Origin of the sequence: Pseudomonas sp. MNR3A (assembly GCF_009650575.1) — a bacterium.
GTDB classification, from domain to species: Bacteria; Pseudomonadota; Gammaproteobacteria; order Pseudomonadales; family Pseudomonadaceae; genus Aquipseudomonas; species Aquipseudomonas machongensis.
In genome coordinates, this window is record NZ_VZZS01000012.1 from 63,915 (window position 1) to 78,939 (window position 15,025).

The window sequence follows — 15,025 nt, forward strand, 5'->3', positions numbered from 1 at the left end:
GCCGCGCGGGCGGCGCTCGATCTCATGGGCACCAAAAATCTTTCGGCGAACACCTATCAGCCTCTACGCAAACACTTCGCCTGGCGACCTCGCAGCCACAGCAAAAGCGAACCTGCGCAGCCACTTGGGTTACCATACCCACCCTCCGAGACCCCATCCCAAGCGCAGCCCCGGCCGCTCGCTTGATTCGACACCAACAGGTCCTCCATGCGTCTGTTTCACACCTCCGACTGGCACCTGGGCCAGAGCCTCCATGGCCAGGAACGCGACTTCGAACACGCCTGCTTCCTCGACTGGCTGCTCGGCCAGCTGCGCCTGCGCCAACCCGACGCGCTGCTGATCGCCGGGGATATCTTCGACACGGTCAACCCACCGGTCAAAGCCCAGGAGCGCCTCTACGACTTCATCGTCCAGGCCCACGAACAGCAGCCCAAGCTGGACATCGTGATGATCGCCGGCAACCACGACTCCGGCTCGCGCATCGAATTGCCCGCCGCCCTGATGCGCCGCCTGCGCACTCACGCCCTGGGCCGCGTGCACTGGCTCGACGAAGGCCAGCTCGACGCCGAACGCCTGCTGATCCCGCTGACCAACGCCCGCGGCAAGGTCTGTGCCTGGTGCCTGGCCCTGCCCTTCCTGCGCCCGGCAGAAGTCACCGGCCCGCAACTGGGCGATGACTACCTGCAAGGCATCACCCAGGTGCATCAACAACTGATCGCCGCCGCCCTTGGCAAGCGCAAGAAGGACCAGGCGCTGATCGCCATCAGCCACGCCCACATGGCCGGCGGCTCGATTTCCGAAGACTCCGAGCGCAGCCTGATCATCGGCAATGCCGAAGCCCTGCCGGCGCGGTTGTTCGACAAGGCCATCAGCTACGTCGCCCTGGGCCACCTGCACAAGCCACAGAAGGTCAACCGGGAGAACCGCATCCGCTACAGCGGCGCGCCTATCCCGCTGTCGTTCGCCGAGATCAACTACCCGCACCAGGTACTGGAGATCGAGCTGGACGGCACCGAGCTGCTCAGCGTCGAACCGCGCCTGGTACCGCGGGCCGTGGCCTTGCAGCGCATGGGCCCGGCACCGCTCGGCGAACTGCTCGAGCAGCTTGCCGACCTGCCGGTGATCGACCTCCTCGAAGACCCCAACCGCCAGCCGTGGCTGGAAGTGCGGGTACACCTGGACGAACCGCAGCCCGACCTGCGCCAACAGATCGAAAGCGCACTGCAGGGCAAGGCAGTGCGCCTGGTGCGCATCAGCGCCGAATATGCTGGGCGCAACGCTCAGGACGAGGACGCACAGGCCTTCGTCGAGCTGTCGCAGATGACCCCACAGGACCTGTTCGGCCGCGCTTGGGAGCAGGCCTACGGCAGCCCCGTCGATGAACAGACCCTGAGCGACTTCGCCCTGCTGCTGCAGGACGTGCAACTGGAGGAGCAGCCATGAAGATCCTGGCCATCCGCCTGAAGAACCTTGCCTCCCTGGCCGGCCCCATCGACATCGACTTCACTGCCGAGCCCTTGGCCAGCGCCGGGTTGTTCGCCATCACCGGCCCGACCGGCGCAGGCAAGAGCACTCTGCTCGACGCCCTGTGCCTGGCCCTGTTCGGTACGGTGCCACGTCTGAACGAGATCGGCCGCGAAGCCAAGGTGCCGGACGCCGACGGCGAAATCCCCACCTCCGATCCGCGCAACCTGTTGCGCCGTGGCACCGGCAGCGGCTTTGCCGAGGTCGATTTCGTCGGCATCGATGGCAAGCGCTACCGCGCCCGCTGGGAAGCCAACCGAGCGCGTGACAAGGCCAACGGTAAATTGCAGCACAGCCGCCAGAGCTTCTACGACCTGGACGGCGAACAACTGCTGGCCAGCGGCAAGAACGAATACAAGCAACTGGCCGAAGCACGCCTGGGGCTGAATTTCGAGCAGTTCACCCGAGCGGTGATGCTGGCCCAGAGCGAGTTCGGTGCCTTCCTCAAGGCCGACGATCGCGAGCGCAGCGAACTGCTGGAAAAGCTCACCAACACGGCCATCTATACCCGCCTCGGGCAGCGCGCCTTCACCCGCTCGCGCGAGGCTGCCGAAACGCTCAAGGATCTTGAGGATCGCGCCAGCCACCTGCTGCCGCTGGCCGCCGAGGCCCGTGCCGAACTTGACCTGCGCCTGGAGCAGGCACAACAGCACTTCAAGGGCGAACAGGCGCGCGAGCGGCAGCTTGAACAACAGTGCGCCTGGCTCAGCGAACAACAGCGCCTGCTGGCCCAACACGCCGAGGCCAGTGAAGCGCTCAAGGCCGCCGAGCACGCCAGCGCACAGCTCAGCGAGCAGCGTATCGACCTGCAACGCCTGGAGCGCCTGGCCCCGCAGCGCCATCAGTTCCACCGTCAGCTGGCCCTGGCCGCCCAGCTCGCGCCGCTGGCCGCCGAAATCGCCGAGCAGGTACGCCAGCAGACCGAACTGCACACCCGTACTGGCGAACTGGAGCAGGCGCAGCTCGCGGCACGCGACGCGCTCGCGCAATGCCAGGCGCAGCACGGCGAGAACGCCCCTCGCCTGCGCCAGGCCTTTGCCGCCCAGGACGGCCTCGCCCGCCTCGACCAGGACCTGGCGAAACAGCACTCGGCCTGCCAGCAGGGTGAGCAGGACCTTGCCGAAAGCCAGCAGCACCTGCAGCAGTTGGAACAGAACCAGCAGCGCAGCCTGGAACAACTGGCCCTGATCGACACCGCGCTGGCCGACAGCCAACACCTGGCGGGCCTGGCCAATGCCTGGCAGGCCTACCTGCCGCAGCTCAAGCAGGTGATGCTGATCGGCGGCCGTCTGGCCAAGGGTCGCGAAGAACTGCCAGGCTTGCAGGCGCAGGCCAGCCAGGCCAATACCCAGCTGCAAAATCAGCGCGATAGTTTCGAGCTGCTGTTCCGCGAAGCCAAGGCCGAACCCCAGGCCCTGGCCGAACAGATCGACCTGCTCGGCGGCATGCTGCAGGACAACCGCAAGCAGCAGCGTGCTGTCGAGGAACTGTCGCGCCTGCACGGTCGCGAGATGGAACTGCGCCAGCAGCTCGACGCCCTGCGTGAGCGGCAGCAACAGGCCATGCAGCAGCGCCAGCAACTGATCAGCGATGGCACATCGGCCAAGGCCCGGCTGGAAACGGCAGAACAGGCGCTCGCCCTCACTCGCCAGTTGCTCGATCGCCAACGCCTGGCGCGCAACACCAGCGTCGAAGAACTGCGCGGCCAACTGCGCGACGGCGAACCCTGCCCGGTGTGCGGCAGCGCTGAGCATCCGTTCCACCAGCCCGAAGCGCTGCTGCAGAGCCTCGGCCGCCATGACCAGGCCGAAGAAGAGGCCGCGCAGCAACAGGTCGAGGCCCTCAACGGTCAACTGGTGGAGCTGCGCACCCAGCTGGGCGTGATCAACGCCCAGCTCAAGGATTTCCAACAGCAGCAACAGCAACTCGGCGAACAGCTGCAGCCCTTGGTCGCACAGGTGCAGGCCCACAGTCTGTGGCCAGCCCTGGCACCGCAGGACGACAAGGCTCGCAGCGCCTGGCTCGACAGCCAGCTGCGGCGCCTGGACGAGGAAATCGGCAAGGACGAGAAGCGCCAGAGCGCCCTGCTCGCCCTGCAAAAGGACGCCGCCCGCCTCACCCAGCAGTTGCAAGCGGCGCAAGAGGCCCAGCAACAGGCCCAGCGCCATCTGGAACAACAGCACCAGGCCTTGGCCAACGACGAGCAGCAACTGGAACAAGGGCTGAAGGACCTCGCCAGCGTGCTGCCGGACGACGTGCTCAAGGCCCTGAGCGACGACCCGACCCACGCGTTCGTCGCCCTCGACCAGCAGATCACCCAGCGCCTGCAGCAGCTCGAACAGCGCAAGGACGAACAGGAAGAACAGCAGGCACGCCAACTCCAGCTGGACAAGCTGCGCGACCAGCATCAAGCACGGCTGAATACCCAGGAACAATTGCGCCAGCAACTCGCCGCCCTTGAGGCCCAGCGACAGCAGGCCCAGGCCGCGCTGGCCGAGTTGCTTGGCGAACAGCCCAGCGCCGAAGCCTGGCAACAGCATATGGAGGCGCAACTGGAGCAGGCCCGTGCGCTCGACGCCGATACCGCACAACACCTGCAGACGCTGCGCACCCAAGGCGTGCAGTTGGCCAGTGAGCTCAAGGCCAACGGCAATCGCCAGCAGGCACTGGAACAGGAACACCAACAACTGCACGGCGACATCGCCCAATGGCGCGCCGAGCACCCTGAGCTGGACGACGTCGGTCTGGAGCGCCTGCTGGCCATCGACGACGCCGCCGTCAGCGCGCTGCGCCAGCACCTGCAGGACGCCGACAAGGCCGTCGAGCAGGCGCGGGTGCTGCTGCACGAGCGCGAACAGCGCCTGCAACAGCACAGCGCCGATTCGACCGTCCAGACGTCGGCCGAAGACCTGCAGCAGAGCCTTGGGGAACTGCGCGAGCAACTGGCCATCCACGAACAGCACTGCGCCGAACTGCGCGCCCAACAGGCCGACGACCAGCGTCGCCAGCAGGCGCACCAGGCACTCGCCGACGACATCGACAAGGCCCGTGGCGAGCGCCAGCGCTGGGGCCGGCTCAATGACCTGATCGGCTCGGCCTCAGGCGATGTGTTCCGCAAGATCGCCCAGGGCTACAACCTCGACCTGCTGCTGCACCACGCCAACAATCAGTTGCGCCAGTTGGCCCGGCGCTATCGTCTCAAGCGCGGTGGCAGCGCCCTCGGCCTGCTGGTGCTGGACACCGAGATGGGCGACGAACTGCGCTCGGTGCACTCGCTGTCGGGCGGTGAGACCTTCCTGGTCTCGCTGGCACTGGCACTGGGGCTGGCGTCGATGGCCTCGAGCACCCTGCGCATCGAGTCGCTGTTCATCGACGAAGGCTTCGGCAGCCTGGACCCCGAGTCGTTGCAGCTGGCGATGGATGCGCTCGACGGCCTGCAGGCCCAGGGGCGCAAGGTCGCGGTGATTTCCCACGTGCAGGAGATGCATGAGCGCATTCCGGTGCAGATCCAGGTACGCCGCCAGGGCAATGGCCTGAGCGATGTCGAGGTCTGCGGGTGATCCTCTATTCATTCCGCCGTTGCCCCTGGGCCATGCGTGCGCGCCTGGCCCTGCGTTATGCAGGCTGTGACGTGGAAGTTCGCGAGGTAGCGCTCAAGGCCAAGCCGGCCGAACTGCTGGCCCTTTCGCCCAAGGGCACGGTGCCGGTGCTCGATACCGGGGAACGGGTGCTGGAGGAGAGTCTGGACATCATGCGCTGGGCGCTGGCGCAAGACGACCCGCAAGACTGGCGGCTGCTGGCCGATCCACTGGCGGCTGAACGGGGCGAAGCGCTGATCGCGCGCAATGACCGGGATTTCAAGGCGCAGGTCAACCTGTACAAATACGCCGAGCGCTACCCGGAGCATTCACGCGAGCATTACCGCCAGCAGGCCGAAGCCTGGCTGGCGGAGCTCGAAGGCCTGCTCGAGAACAGGCCTTTCCTGCTGGCGAACCACCCAAGCCTGGCCGATGCCGCGTTGCTGCCATTGCTGCGCCAGTTCGCCGGGGTCGAACCTCAGTGGTTCGCCGAGGCGGCTTATCCGCGGGTGCGGAGCTGGTTGCAGGGATGGCTGGCGTCGGACCTGTTCAAGGCGATCATGGCCCGCTGAAAAACGCATTGACCAGGTTTCTGTGGGAGTAGGCTTGCTCGCAAACACCGGCGGAGTCGGTGCCATGGCACCGTGGTGACTGCTTCGCAAGCAAGCCCGCTCCCACAAAAACCTGTCAGGGGTCGATCAGCTGCTGTGCTTGGCACTCAGGGCTGCGTGGAAATGGGCACTCTGGCGCAGGTACTGCTCGGTGTAGCTGTGGGTTTCGACAGTTTTGCTGCGGCTTTCCGACTGGGCATGGACCGGCAGCACGACGGAAGCGGAAATGGCAGAAGCGGCAATGACCGGGAAGAGGTTGAAGTTCATCGGTGTGTCCTCGTCTTCGCTGTTTGACAGTGGCCCTCTTGGGCCTTGGGTCAAACTTACGCCGACGAGGCGCTTGGCTGAAATTCATTGCAGCAGTAGCGATTATCAAGCCGATTGATAGTCAATCGAGAAACTTCAGGTCCGAAGGCGCGTCCTGGGGCAGTGCCTGCACCGTTTCGCCAAGCTTGCCGCTGCGCGGATCACGGCGCATGACCACGATCTGGTTGCTCTTCTGGTTGGCCACCAGCAGGAAGTCGCCGCTTGGATCCAGGGTGAATTCCCGGGGGTGATCGCCTTCCACCGAGCGACGCTGCAGCAAGGTCAACTGGCCGTCGTCCTTGCCCACGGCGTAGACCACGATCTGGTTGGCGCTGCCGCGGTTGCTGACGTACAGGAAACGTCCATCGGCGGACAAGTGCAGGCCGCCCGCGGCCTTGGCGGCAGGTTCGGTGCTGTCGGTCAACGGCAGGCGCTGACGCTCGAGCAACGCACCGTCCAGAACGTCGAAGGCCACCACCTCGGCACTCATTTCCAGCGTGAGGTAGGCATGCCGTCCCTTGGCATCGAACAGCAGGTGCCGTGGCCCGCTGCCTGGCGGCAAGGTGACGAACGCGGGTATCGCCGGGCTCAGCGGCCGGTCGGTACTGGCGCCGTCGTAGCGGTAGATGAACACCTTGTCGGCGCCCAAGTCACTGGCATAAAGATGGCGGCCATCGGGCGACTGAACCACCGAGTGCACATGGGCGCCGGCCTGGCGCTCGGAATTGACCTTGCTCGGGGCATGGCGCAGCTGCTGTAGCACCGCCTTGAGCTTGCCGTCGCGCGCCACCGGGATCACCACCAGGCTACCGCCAGGATCGGGCGCCACGGCGTAGTTGGCGACGAACAGGTAGCGCTGATCGTGACTGAGGCTGGCGTGGGTCGGTTCATCGCCCAGGCTGGCGACCTGGTTCAGCGGCGTTATCTCGCCTTTGCCACTCACGCCAAAGCTGCTGATGTGGCCCGCGGGCGTCTCGTTCACTGCGAACAGTTGACGCTGGTCGGCAGACAGCACCAGCCAGGACGGGCTGACAGCCTTGACCACTTGCTGGGCTGGCGTGGCGATCCGGCCGCTGCGCGGATCGAATTGATAACGGTAGATGCCTTGGCTGGCACCTTCGGTGTAACTGCCGACCAGCAAGGTGGCAGCCTGGGTGTGGATCGACAGGCTCATCAGACTAGCGGTCAGCAGGCTCTTGGAGGTCAGCTTCATCTTCGTCATCTTCCGGGGCGCGAAACGCACTCATCAAGACTAGACGGTGTTCTGCTTGGGCATCGTCGAGCAGCCAATCGTTCCCCTCTGCCCGCGCAGCGGCGATCTGTTCGGGGGTGAAGCTCCAGCGGCGCAACTGGCGCCCGTCCATGCATTCGATGGTGAGGCCAGAGCTGTCGCAGGTGAATTCGAAGGCGTGCAGGCCGTCGATCAGGAGCATGTCGCAGGTTTGCAGGGCGGTTGCGAGAGGGGGCATGGGTGCACCTTGGGGTAGGAAGGTGGCCATTATATCTTCGGATCACTGCAAGAGGCCTTGAAACTGTGCAGGAGCGGCCTTGCGCCGCTCCTGCACGAATAGCGTCAGTTTCCTCAATGGGCGAAGATCGAGCCCCCCTCCTTGCCCACCATCTTCTCGGGCTTGATCAGGAACCGTGCCAGCGCCGGCAGCAGCCACAACGCGCCGAACATGTTCCACAGCAGCATGAAGGTCAGCATCAGGCCCATGTCGGCCTGGAACTTGATCGCCGAGAAAATCCAGGTGCACACGCCGATCGCCAGGCACAAGCCGGTGAACAGCACCGCCTTGCCGGTGGAGCGCAGGGTCTCGTAATAGGCTTCCTGCAGCGGCAGGCCCGCGCGCAGGAAGCTTTCCAGACGGCTGTAGATGTAGATGCCGTAGTCCACACCGATGCCCACGCCGAGGGCGACCACCGGCAGCGTCGCGACCTTCACGCCAATGCCCATGAACGCCATCAGCGCGTTGCCCAGTACCGAGGTCAGGACCAGCGGCAGAACGATGCACAGGGTGGCGGCGAAGGAGCGGAAGGTGATCATGCACATCACCGCCACGCAGATGTACACCAGGATCAGGATGGTCAGCTCGGCCGACTTGATCACCTCGTTGGTGGCCGCCTCGATGCCGGCGTTACCGGCCGCCATGAGGAACTGCAGGCCTTCCTTGTTGTGCGCATCGGCAAAGGCCTTGGCCGCCGTGGTGACGCGCTCGAGGGTCTCGGCCTTGTGGTCGTTGAGGAACACCAGCACCGGCGCCAGCGAGCAGTCGGCGTTGTACAGGCCGTCTGCGCGGGCGATGGAGTTGTTGAGGATGTCCGGGTTGCGCGAGAGGGTCTCCCACTTCAGGCTGCCCTCGTTCATGCCCTTGATGACCTGCTTGGACACGGTCACCAGGGAGATGGTCGACTGCACGCCCGGCGTGTTGTCCATGGTCCACATCAGCTCGTCGATCGGCGCCATGGTCGAGTGGATCGAGCAGCTCTCTGCCGGGGTCTTGACCATGATCACCAGCACATCCGAACTGGTCGAGTAGTTGTTGATGATGAAGCTGTTGTCCTGGTTGTAGCGCGAATCCGGACGCAGCTCCGGCGCGCCCTGGTCGAGGTCGCCGATCTTCAGGTTCTGGCTGTACCAGAGACCGCCGGCAAAGGCGACCAGCGCGAGTGCGATCGACACCGGCGCCACCTTGGGGCTGGCGAAGTTCGAAAGCAGGCGCCAGAACGGGTGCTCGCAGACCGCGTCCTTCTTGCTGCGGGCGATGGCCTTCTGGCTGATGCCGACGTAGCTGATCGCGACCGGCAGCAGGATCAGGTTGGTGAAGACGATGACCGCCACACCGATCGAGGCCCCGATGGCCAGTTCGCGGATCACGCCAATGTCGATGATCAGCAAGGTGATGAAGCCCACGGCGTCGGCGAGGATGGCGATCATCCCCGGCAGGAACAACTGGCGGAAGGTGCGCCGCGCTGCGGTCAGGGCGTTGTCGGCATCGCTGGACTGCAAGGCGATGCCGTTGATCTTCTGCACCCCGTGGGAGATACCGATGGCGAAGATCAGGAACGGCACCAGCATCGAGTAAGGATCGAGGCCGAAGCCGACCGCATGCATCAGCCCTAGCTGCCATACCACCGCCACCAGCGTGGTGATGAGCACGGCGATGGTGCTGCGAATGCACCAGGTGAACCAGTACAGCAACGCCCAGGTGATGACCAGCGCAACCCCGAAGAACATCGCCACCATCACCAGGCCGTCGATCAGGTCACCGACCTTCTTGGCGAAGCCGACGATGTGGATCTTCACGTTCGGGTTCTGCGCCTGGAACTTGTCGCGGATCTTCTCTTCCAGCTGGTGGGAGAATTTCTGGTAGTCCAGCTTGGTCAGCTTGCCCGGGTCTTGCGGGTCGGGGAAGTTTTCCAGCAGCGGAATGTCGACGATGCTCGACTTGAAGTTGTTGGCCACCAGGCGCCCGACCTGGCCAGACTTGAGCACGTTGTCACGCAAGGTGTCGAGGCTGTCCTGCGAGCCATTGTAGGTGTTGGGGATCACCTCGCCGCCAGAGAAACCTTCCTCGGTCACCTCGCTCCAGCGCACGCTCGGGCTCCACAACGACTTCAGCCCGGCACGGTCGACGCCGGGGATGTAGAACACCTCGTCGTGGATCTGGCGCAGGGTCTCCATGTAGTCCTTGTCGAAGATGTCGCCGTTGACCGCCTCGACCGAGATACGCACGGTGTTGCCGAGGTTGGCCAGGTCATTGCGGTGCTCCATCATCTGTTCGATGAACGGGTGCTGCAGCGGGATCATCTTCTCGAAGCTGGTGGAGGGGCGAATCTGCGTGGCCTGCCAGAACAGGAAGATGCTCACCAGCACGCACAGGGCGATGACCACGGGGCGGTTGTTGAAGATCAGCCGCTCGAGCAGGGTGGCCTTGTCCTTGTGGTGGGGCATGTTGAAATTCTCCGGACGGGTCATGGCCGAGCCTCCTCGGCGCCTTCGGCGGTGGCCAGGTGTACGCCACCCTGCCCCACCAGCAGCAGGCCGCCATCGGCCAGACCGCTGACACCGGACAGCGCGATGCGATCGACGCGGTTGTAGACCGTGAACGTCTCACCGTCGTCGCGACTGCGTAGCACGCTCCCACCGTTGCCGACCACGACGAGGCTGCCATCATCGAGAAGCGTAGCGTTTGCCAGGCCGAATTCGAGCGCCCCCCGTCCCGCCTCCAGCGGGATGGCTTGCCAGGTGTCGCCAAAGTCGGTGGAGCGGAACAGGTTGCCGCGCAGCCCGTAAGCCAGCAGCGTGTGCGCTTGCCCAGTGCCGGTCACGCCGAACAGCGAACCCTCGTAGGGGCTTTCGACGTGCGACCAGGTCTGGCCGTCGTCGCTGGAGCGGAACATGCTGCCCTGCTCGCCCACGATGAACAGGCCGGCATCCTTCACCTGGGTGATGCCATTGAGGTGCAACTGGTCGGGGTTGTCGAGACGCTCGGCGACGTCCTGCCAGTTCTGCCCACCGTCGGTGGTTTCCAGCAGCGCACCATAGGCGCCGACGGCGAAGCCGTGCTGGGCATCGACGAAACGCACATCGAGCAGCGGGGCTTCACGGGAGAGGTCTTCGAACTGCTTGCTCCAGGTCGCACCGCCGTCGCTGCTGGCGAGAATCTGCGCGTCATGGCCGACTGCCCAACCACGCTTGTCGTCGAGGAAGAACACGGCGGTGAGCAGTTGACGGGTTGGCACCCGAGCCTGAGTCCAGGTCTTGCCCTGGTCGTCGGAGAACAGGATATGGCCGCGATCGCCGACCACCACCAGGCGCTTGCCGGCGTGCACGGCGTCGATCAGCAGGCTCTGGCTGGCCTTGGCCGATTCCACCGAATATTCGGCCACGGCCGCGGCCTGTGCGGTACCTGCCCATGTGCCCAGCGCCAGTAATGCGCTGGCCGTCAACGCCAAGGCTCCGCGCCTGGCATCCGCCTTCAGCCATTCCCTCATGACCGCCCCCTGTTGTGTTCTTGTAGTGGGTCAATGCCTTGCAGGTACTGCGAAAACCCTTGATCCAGAGCCCTGCAATAGCTTTGGGCCATCCTATCGGGGAAAATCGCGCGAACACAACGGGCGGGACGTTATGTTTTGTTAACCGCCAAAAAGCATCGCGGGCAAGCCCGCTCCCTGATCCTTGTGGGAGCGGGCTTGCCCGCGAATAGGCCAGCCCGGTTTAAAAGTGAATCAAGCCAGGCTCTTGCTCACCACCTCATACACATCACTGGACAGTGCCCCGGAAGCGAGAATCCGCTCCAGCTCGCCCTTCATCAGCGCCTGACGCGCAGCATCGTACTTGCGCCAGCGGGTCAGCGGCGCCAGTTGGCGCGAGGCGATCTGCGGATTGAGCGCGTTGAGCTCGATCACCAGGTCCGCCAGGAAGCGATAACCCGAACCGTCGCCGGCGTGGAAGTTGACCAGGTTCTGCCCGGCAAAGGCGCCAACCAGCGCGCGCACCTTGTTCGGGTTCTTCAGGGTGAAGGCCGGGTGCTGCATCAACGCCTTGACCCGCGCCAGCCCGCCCGGAAGGCTGCTTGCCGCCTGCACGCTGAACCACTGGTCCATGACCAGGGGGTTGTCCTTGAAGTGCTCGGCGAAGGCCTCGAGCGCCTTGGCGCGCTCGGCTTCGAACGGCGAGTTGACCAGCACTGCCAGCGCGGTCAGGCGCTCGGTCATGTTGTCGGCGTGCTCGAACTGCTCGAGGGTCGCTTCCAGCACCTGCGACTTGCCGGTGAGCATCAGGTACGACAGCGCGATGTTCTGCAGGCTGCGGCGGGCGAAGTGCTCGGCTGCGGCTACATAAGCAGTGCTGCGCGACACCTGGCGGTTGGCCTGGTAGCGCGCCCACAGCGCATCGAACAACTGCTCGGCGATCTGCTTGCGGGCGAACTCGCGGGCCGCGTGAATCGCGTCGACGTCAGCCACCTGGCTGATTTCGGTGAGGTAGGCCTCGCCGGGCAGCGATAGCATCTCGGCGACCATGGCCGGGTCCAGCGACTCGTTGCCCAGCACCGTACCCAAGGCGGTGATCAGCCGTGGGTCGAGTTTCAGCGCTTCGCCGCGCTGATGCTGGCCGATCAACTCCTGCAGCACCTGCACGGCCAGCTGCTGGCCCGCTTCCCAGCGGTTGAAGCCGTCGCTGTCGTGCTGCATGAGGAACATCAACTGGTCGCGGTCGTAGGGGAAGCTCAGCTTGACCGGCGCACTGAAGCCACGCAGCAACGACGGAAGCGGCTTGGCGACGATGCCCTGGAAGGTGAAGGTCTGCTCGGCCTCGGTCACCGACAGTACGCGCTGGGTAGCGACATCGGCAGCCGTTTCACCGGCCAATTGCAGCGGCAGGTCATTGCCCTGGGCATCGAGCAGCCCCAACGCCACCGGAATCACGAATGGCAGCTTGTCAAGCTTGTCCGGCGTCTGCGGGCAGCTCTGACGGAAGGTCAGGCTGTAGGTCTGCGCCGCGGCATCGTAGGTTTCGCTGACCTCAAGACGCGGCGTGCCAGCCTGGCTGTACCAGCGCTTGAACTGGGTCAGGTCGACGCCGTTGGCGTCTTCCATGGCCTTGATGAAGTCGTCGGTGGTCACCGCCTGGCCATCATGACGCTCGAAGTACAGGTCGCTGCCCTTGCGGAAGCCCTCGGCGCCCAGCAGGGTACGGACCATGCCTACCACTTCGGCGCCCTTCTCGTACACGGTCAGGGTGTAGAAGTTGGAAATCTCGATGAAGCTGTCCGGGCGCACCGGATGGGCCATGGGCCCGGCATCTTCGGCGAACTGGTGGGTGCGCAGGTAGGCGACGTCCTCGATGCGCTTGACCGTGCGCGAGTTCATGTCGGCGCTGAACTCGGCATCGCGGAACACCGTGAAGCCTTCCTTGAGCGACAGTTGGAACCAGTCGCGGCAGGTCACGCGGTTGCCCGACCAGTTGTGGAAGTACTCGTGGGCGACCACCCCTTCGATGCGCTGGTGGGCGGCATCGGTGGCGGTTTCGGCGCGGGCCAGCACGCAACTGGAGTTGAAGATGTTCAGGCCCTTGTTTTCCATGGCGCCCATGTTGAAGTCGTTGACCGCCACGATCATGAAGATGTCCAGGTCGTATTCACGGCCATAGACCTCTTCGTCCCAGCGCATGGACTTCTTCAGGCTGACCATCGCGTGGTCGCACTTGTCGATGTTCTCGGGTTCGACGTAGATGCGCAGGGTCACGTCGCGACCCGACTGGCGGGTGAAGCTGTCCTCGACGCACCAGAGATCGCCCGCGACCAGCGCAAAGAGGTAGGCCGGCTTCTTGAACGGGTCTTCCCAGGTTGCCCAGTGACGGCCGTCTTCTGCCGGGCCGCTGCCGACCGGGTTGCCATTGGACAGCAGCACAGGGTAGCGGTGCTGCTCGGCGATCACCGTGGTGGTGAAGGTGCTCATCACATCCGGGCGGTCGAGGTAGTAGGTGATCTTGCGGAAACCTTCGGCTTCGCACTGGGTGCAGAACATCTTGCCGGACTTGTACAGGCCTTCCAGCGCGGTGTTGCTTTCCGGGTGAATCTTCACGCTGGTGTCGAGGGTGAAGCGCTCAGATTTGGGGTGGAGGGTCAGGCTGCTGTCATCGAGCTGGTAGTCACCGGCCTGCAGCTCCTGGTCATCCAGCGCGGCGCGCTGCAGCTCCAGCTGCTGGCCATCGAGCACCAGCGGCGGCAAGCCGGCGCCGCGCTCGGGGTTGCGGCGCATGACCAGTTGCGCATGGACCAGCGTGTGGTCCTCGAACAGCTCGAAGGTCAGGTGCGTCTCGTCGATCAGGTACTCGGGCGCCTGATAGTCCTTGAGGTAGATCACTTGCGGTTGTTCGGTACGCATGGTGACGATCCTTTTACTGGAGCACGGCCAGCTGGTAGGCCGTGTACTTGCGAATATTGATCACGCCGGTGTCGAAGATCAGGTACTGGCCCTTGATGCCCAGCAGCGTGCCTTCCACCACCGGATCCTTGTCCAGGTTGAAGCTGACGATCTTCTTCGGGTAGGCCTGGACCGGGTAGCGCATCTCGACCACTTCGGCGTCGGGCAGCGGTTGGATCGCCTGCAGGCCGAAGCGGCCTTGCAGCTCGCGCAGGCCTTCGGCGCAGGCATCGAAGATCTGTTCGCGCACCGCGACCAGGTCCAGTACCTCGGCATCGCCCTTGAGCAGGGTGCGCCAGTTGGTGCGGTCCGGTACCTGGCTGCGCAGCAGGTCTTCGACCAGGCCCGACTGCTGGCGAGTGGCCACGCGCATGATCGGCAGTGCCTGGCTGGCGCCCTGGTCGAGCCAGCGGGTGGGCAGTTGCGTGGCACGGGTAATGCCCACCTTGATGCCCGACGAGTTGGCCAGGTACACCACATGGTCGGTCATGCAGAACTGCTCGCCCCACGACGGCTCGCGGCAGGTGCCGGCGTCGTAGTGGCAGCGTTCAGGGGCCATGATGCACACATCGCACTGGGCCAGCTTGGTCATGCAGGGGTAGCAGTAGCCCTGGCTGAAACTGGACTTGGTGCGCTTGCCGCAATGGGTGCAGTGGATCGCACCGAGGTATTCCAGACGCAGCGACTGGCCGATCAACGGGTTGACCGGCACCTGCTCCTCACCGAGGCGAAAGCTGTACTGCACGACCGGTGCTTCGAGACGCACCGCCATCTTGCTCAAGGAGCCACGAGCGAGTTCGATCAATGTACCGAGTCCGACTTGAACAGGATGTTGGGGATCGGCGCGGACTTGGAGGCGCATTCCTGCGGCCCCATGTAGCCGGTGCGCTCTTCCTCGGGCAGGTTCTGGATTTCCCAGGCAATCACCGCCTGCAGCGACAGCTCCTTCTGCTCGGCGGTGAGCTTGCGGCCATCGGACCATTTGCCGATTTCCACCGCCGTCTTCAGGCTCTGGTAGATCTCGGGGGTGATGTTTTCGATCATTTGCGCGAAAGTGGACATGAGCGTCTCCTA

At 64.6% G+C, this 15,025-nt stretch carries 11 protein-coding genes; 3 read left to right on the plus strand and 8 right to left on the minus strand.

Annotated features, from left to right (window positions below; translation table 11 throughout):
- Positions 1–207: 207 nt before the first annotated feature.
- From F6X62_RS10165 to F6X62_RS10175, 3 genes are read left to right on the plus strand one after another with little or no spacing between them, the layout of a single operon-like run.
- Positions 208–1,443 carry an exonuclease SbcCD subunit D C-terminal domain-containing protein gene (locus tag F6X62_RS10165; protein ID WP_153773408.1) on the plus strand — a complete coding sequence of 412 codons (1,236 nt, stop codon included), beginning with the start codon at positions 208–210 and terminating at the stop codon, positions 1,441–1,443.
- The gene (locus F6X62_RS10170) at positions 1,440–5,084 is read left to right on the plus strand and encodes an AAA family ATPase (protein ID WP_153773409.1); all 3,645 of its coding nucleotides are present in this window, start codon (positions 1,440–1,442) and stop codon (positions 5,082–5,084) included. The genes F6X62_RS10165 and F6X62_RS10170 overlap by 4 nt, the downstream gene beginning before the upstream one ends.
- Positions 5,081–5,674 carry a glutathione S-transferase gene (locus F6X62_RS10175; RefSeq protein WP_153773410.1) on the plus strand — a complete coding sequence of 198 codons (594 nt, stop codon included), beginning with the start codon at positions 5,081–5,083 and terminating at the stop codon, positions 5,672–5,674. The genes F6X62_RS10170 and F6X62_RS10175 overlap by 4 nt, the downstream gene beginning before the upstream one ends.
- Positions 5,675–5,800: 126 nt before the next feature.
- On the opposite strand, the gene F6X62_RS10180 is transcribed toward F6X62_RS10175, so the two are convergent.
- The 8 genes from F6X62_RS10180 to F6X62_RS10215 form a co-directional block, all read right to left on the minus strand.
- Entirely contained in the window at positions 5,801–5,980 is a 180-nt protein-coding gene (locus F6X62_RS10180) for a hypothetical protein (RefSeq protein ID WP_054893614.1), read from the minus strand.
- Between the two features lie 121 nt (positions 5,981–6,101).
- Positions 6,102–7,232 (minus strand): lactonase family protein, encoded by a 1,131-nt coding sequence (locus tag F6X62_RS10185; RefSeq protein ID WP_371926289.1) that lies wholly within the window; start codon positions 7,230–7,232, stop codon positions 6,102–6,104.
- Entirely contained in the window at positions 7,198–7,488 is a 291-nt protein-coding gene (locus F6X62_RS10190) for a DUF5629 family protein (protein ID WP_153773411.1), read from the minus strand. Before F6X62_RS10190 ends, F6X62_RS10185 begins: the two co-directional genes overlap by 35 nt.
- 113 nt (positions 7,489–7,601) lie before the next feature.
- Positions 7,602–9,974, minus strand: coding sequence for an RND family transporter (locus F6X62_RS10195; protein WP_370671066.1), 2,373 nt, complete (start codon positions 9,972–9,974; stop codon positions 7,602–7,604).
- A gap of 20 nt (positions 9,975–9,994) precedes the next feature.
- Positions 9,995–11,017 carry a YCF48-related protein gene (locus F6X62_RS10200; protein ID WP_153773412.1) on the minus strand — a complete coding sequence of 341 codons (1,023 nt, stop codon included), beginning with the start codon at positions 11,015–11,017 and terminating at the stop codon, positions 9,995–9,997.
- A gap of 234 nt (positions 11,018–11,251) precedes the next feature.
- The gene (pepN, locus tag F6X62_RS10205; RefSeq protein WP_153773413.1) at positions 11,252–13,912 is read right to left on the minus strand and encodes an aminopeptidase N; all 2,661 of its coding nucleotides are present in this window, start codon (positions 13,910–13,912) and stop codon (positions 11,252–11,254) included.
- A 13-nt stretch (positions 13,913–13,925) separates the two neighbouring features.
- On the minus strand, positions 13,926–14,756 hold the full coding sequence (locus F6X62_RS10210; RefSeq protein WP_153773414.1) for a DUF2797 domain-containing protein: 831 nt from the start codon (positions 14,754–14,756) through the stop codon (positions 13,926–13,928).
- On the minus strand, positions 14,753–15,013 hold the full coding sequence (locus F6X62_RS10215; RefSeq protein ID WP_054893122.1) for a YeaC family protein: 261 nt from the start codon (positions 15,011–15,013) through the stop codon (positions 14,753–14,755). The genes F6X62_RS10210 and F6X62_RS10215 overlap by 4 nt, the downstream gene beginning before the upstream one ends.
- Between the last annotated feature and the right edge of the window lie 12 nt (positions 15,014–15,025).

Excerpts from the sequence above, each read along its gene's own strand:
- F6X62_RS10165 (WP_153773408.1), top strand. The coding sequence starts at position 208 with ATGCGTCTGTTTCACACCTCCGACTGGCACCTGGGCCAGAGCCTCCAT.
- F6X62_RS10170 (WP_153773409.1), top strand. The coding sequence starts at position 1,440 with ATGAAGATCCTGGCCATCCGCCTGAAGAACCTTGCCTCCCTGGCCGGC.
- F6X62_RS10180 (WP_054893614.1), bottom strand. The coding sequence starts at position 5,980 with ATGAACTTCAACCTCTTCCCGGTCATTGCCGCTTCTGCCATTTCCGCT.
- F6X62_RS10185 (WP_371926289.1), bottom strand. The coding sequence starts at position 7,232 with ATGAAGCTGACCTCCAAGAGCCTGCTGACCGCTAGTCTGATGAGCCTG.
- F6X62_RS10190 (WP_153773411.1), bottom strand. The coding sequence starts at position 7,488 with ATGCCCCCTCTCGCAACCGCCCTGCAAACCTGCGACATGCTCCTGATC.
- F6X62_RS10195 (WP_370671066.1), bottom strand. The coding sequence starts at position 9,974 with ATGCCCCACCACAAGGACAAGGCCACCCTGCTCGAGCGGCTGATCTTC.
- F6X62_RS10200 (WP_153773412.1), bottom strand. The coding sequence starts at position 11,017 with ATGAGGGAATGGCTGAAGGCGGATGCCAGGCGCGGAGCCTTGGCGTTG.
- pepN (WP_153773413.1), bottom strand. The coding sequence starts at position 13,912 with ATGCGTACCGAACAACCGCAAGTGATCTACCTCAAGGACTATCAGGCG.
- F6X62_RS10215 (WP_054893122.1), bottom strand. The coding sequence starts at position 15,013 with ATGTCCACTTTCGCGCAAATGATCGAAAACATCACCCCCGAGATCTAC.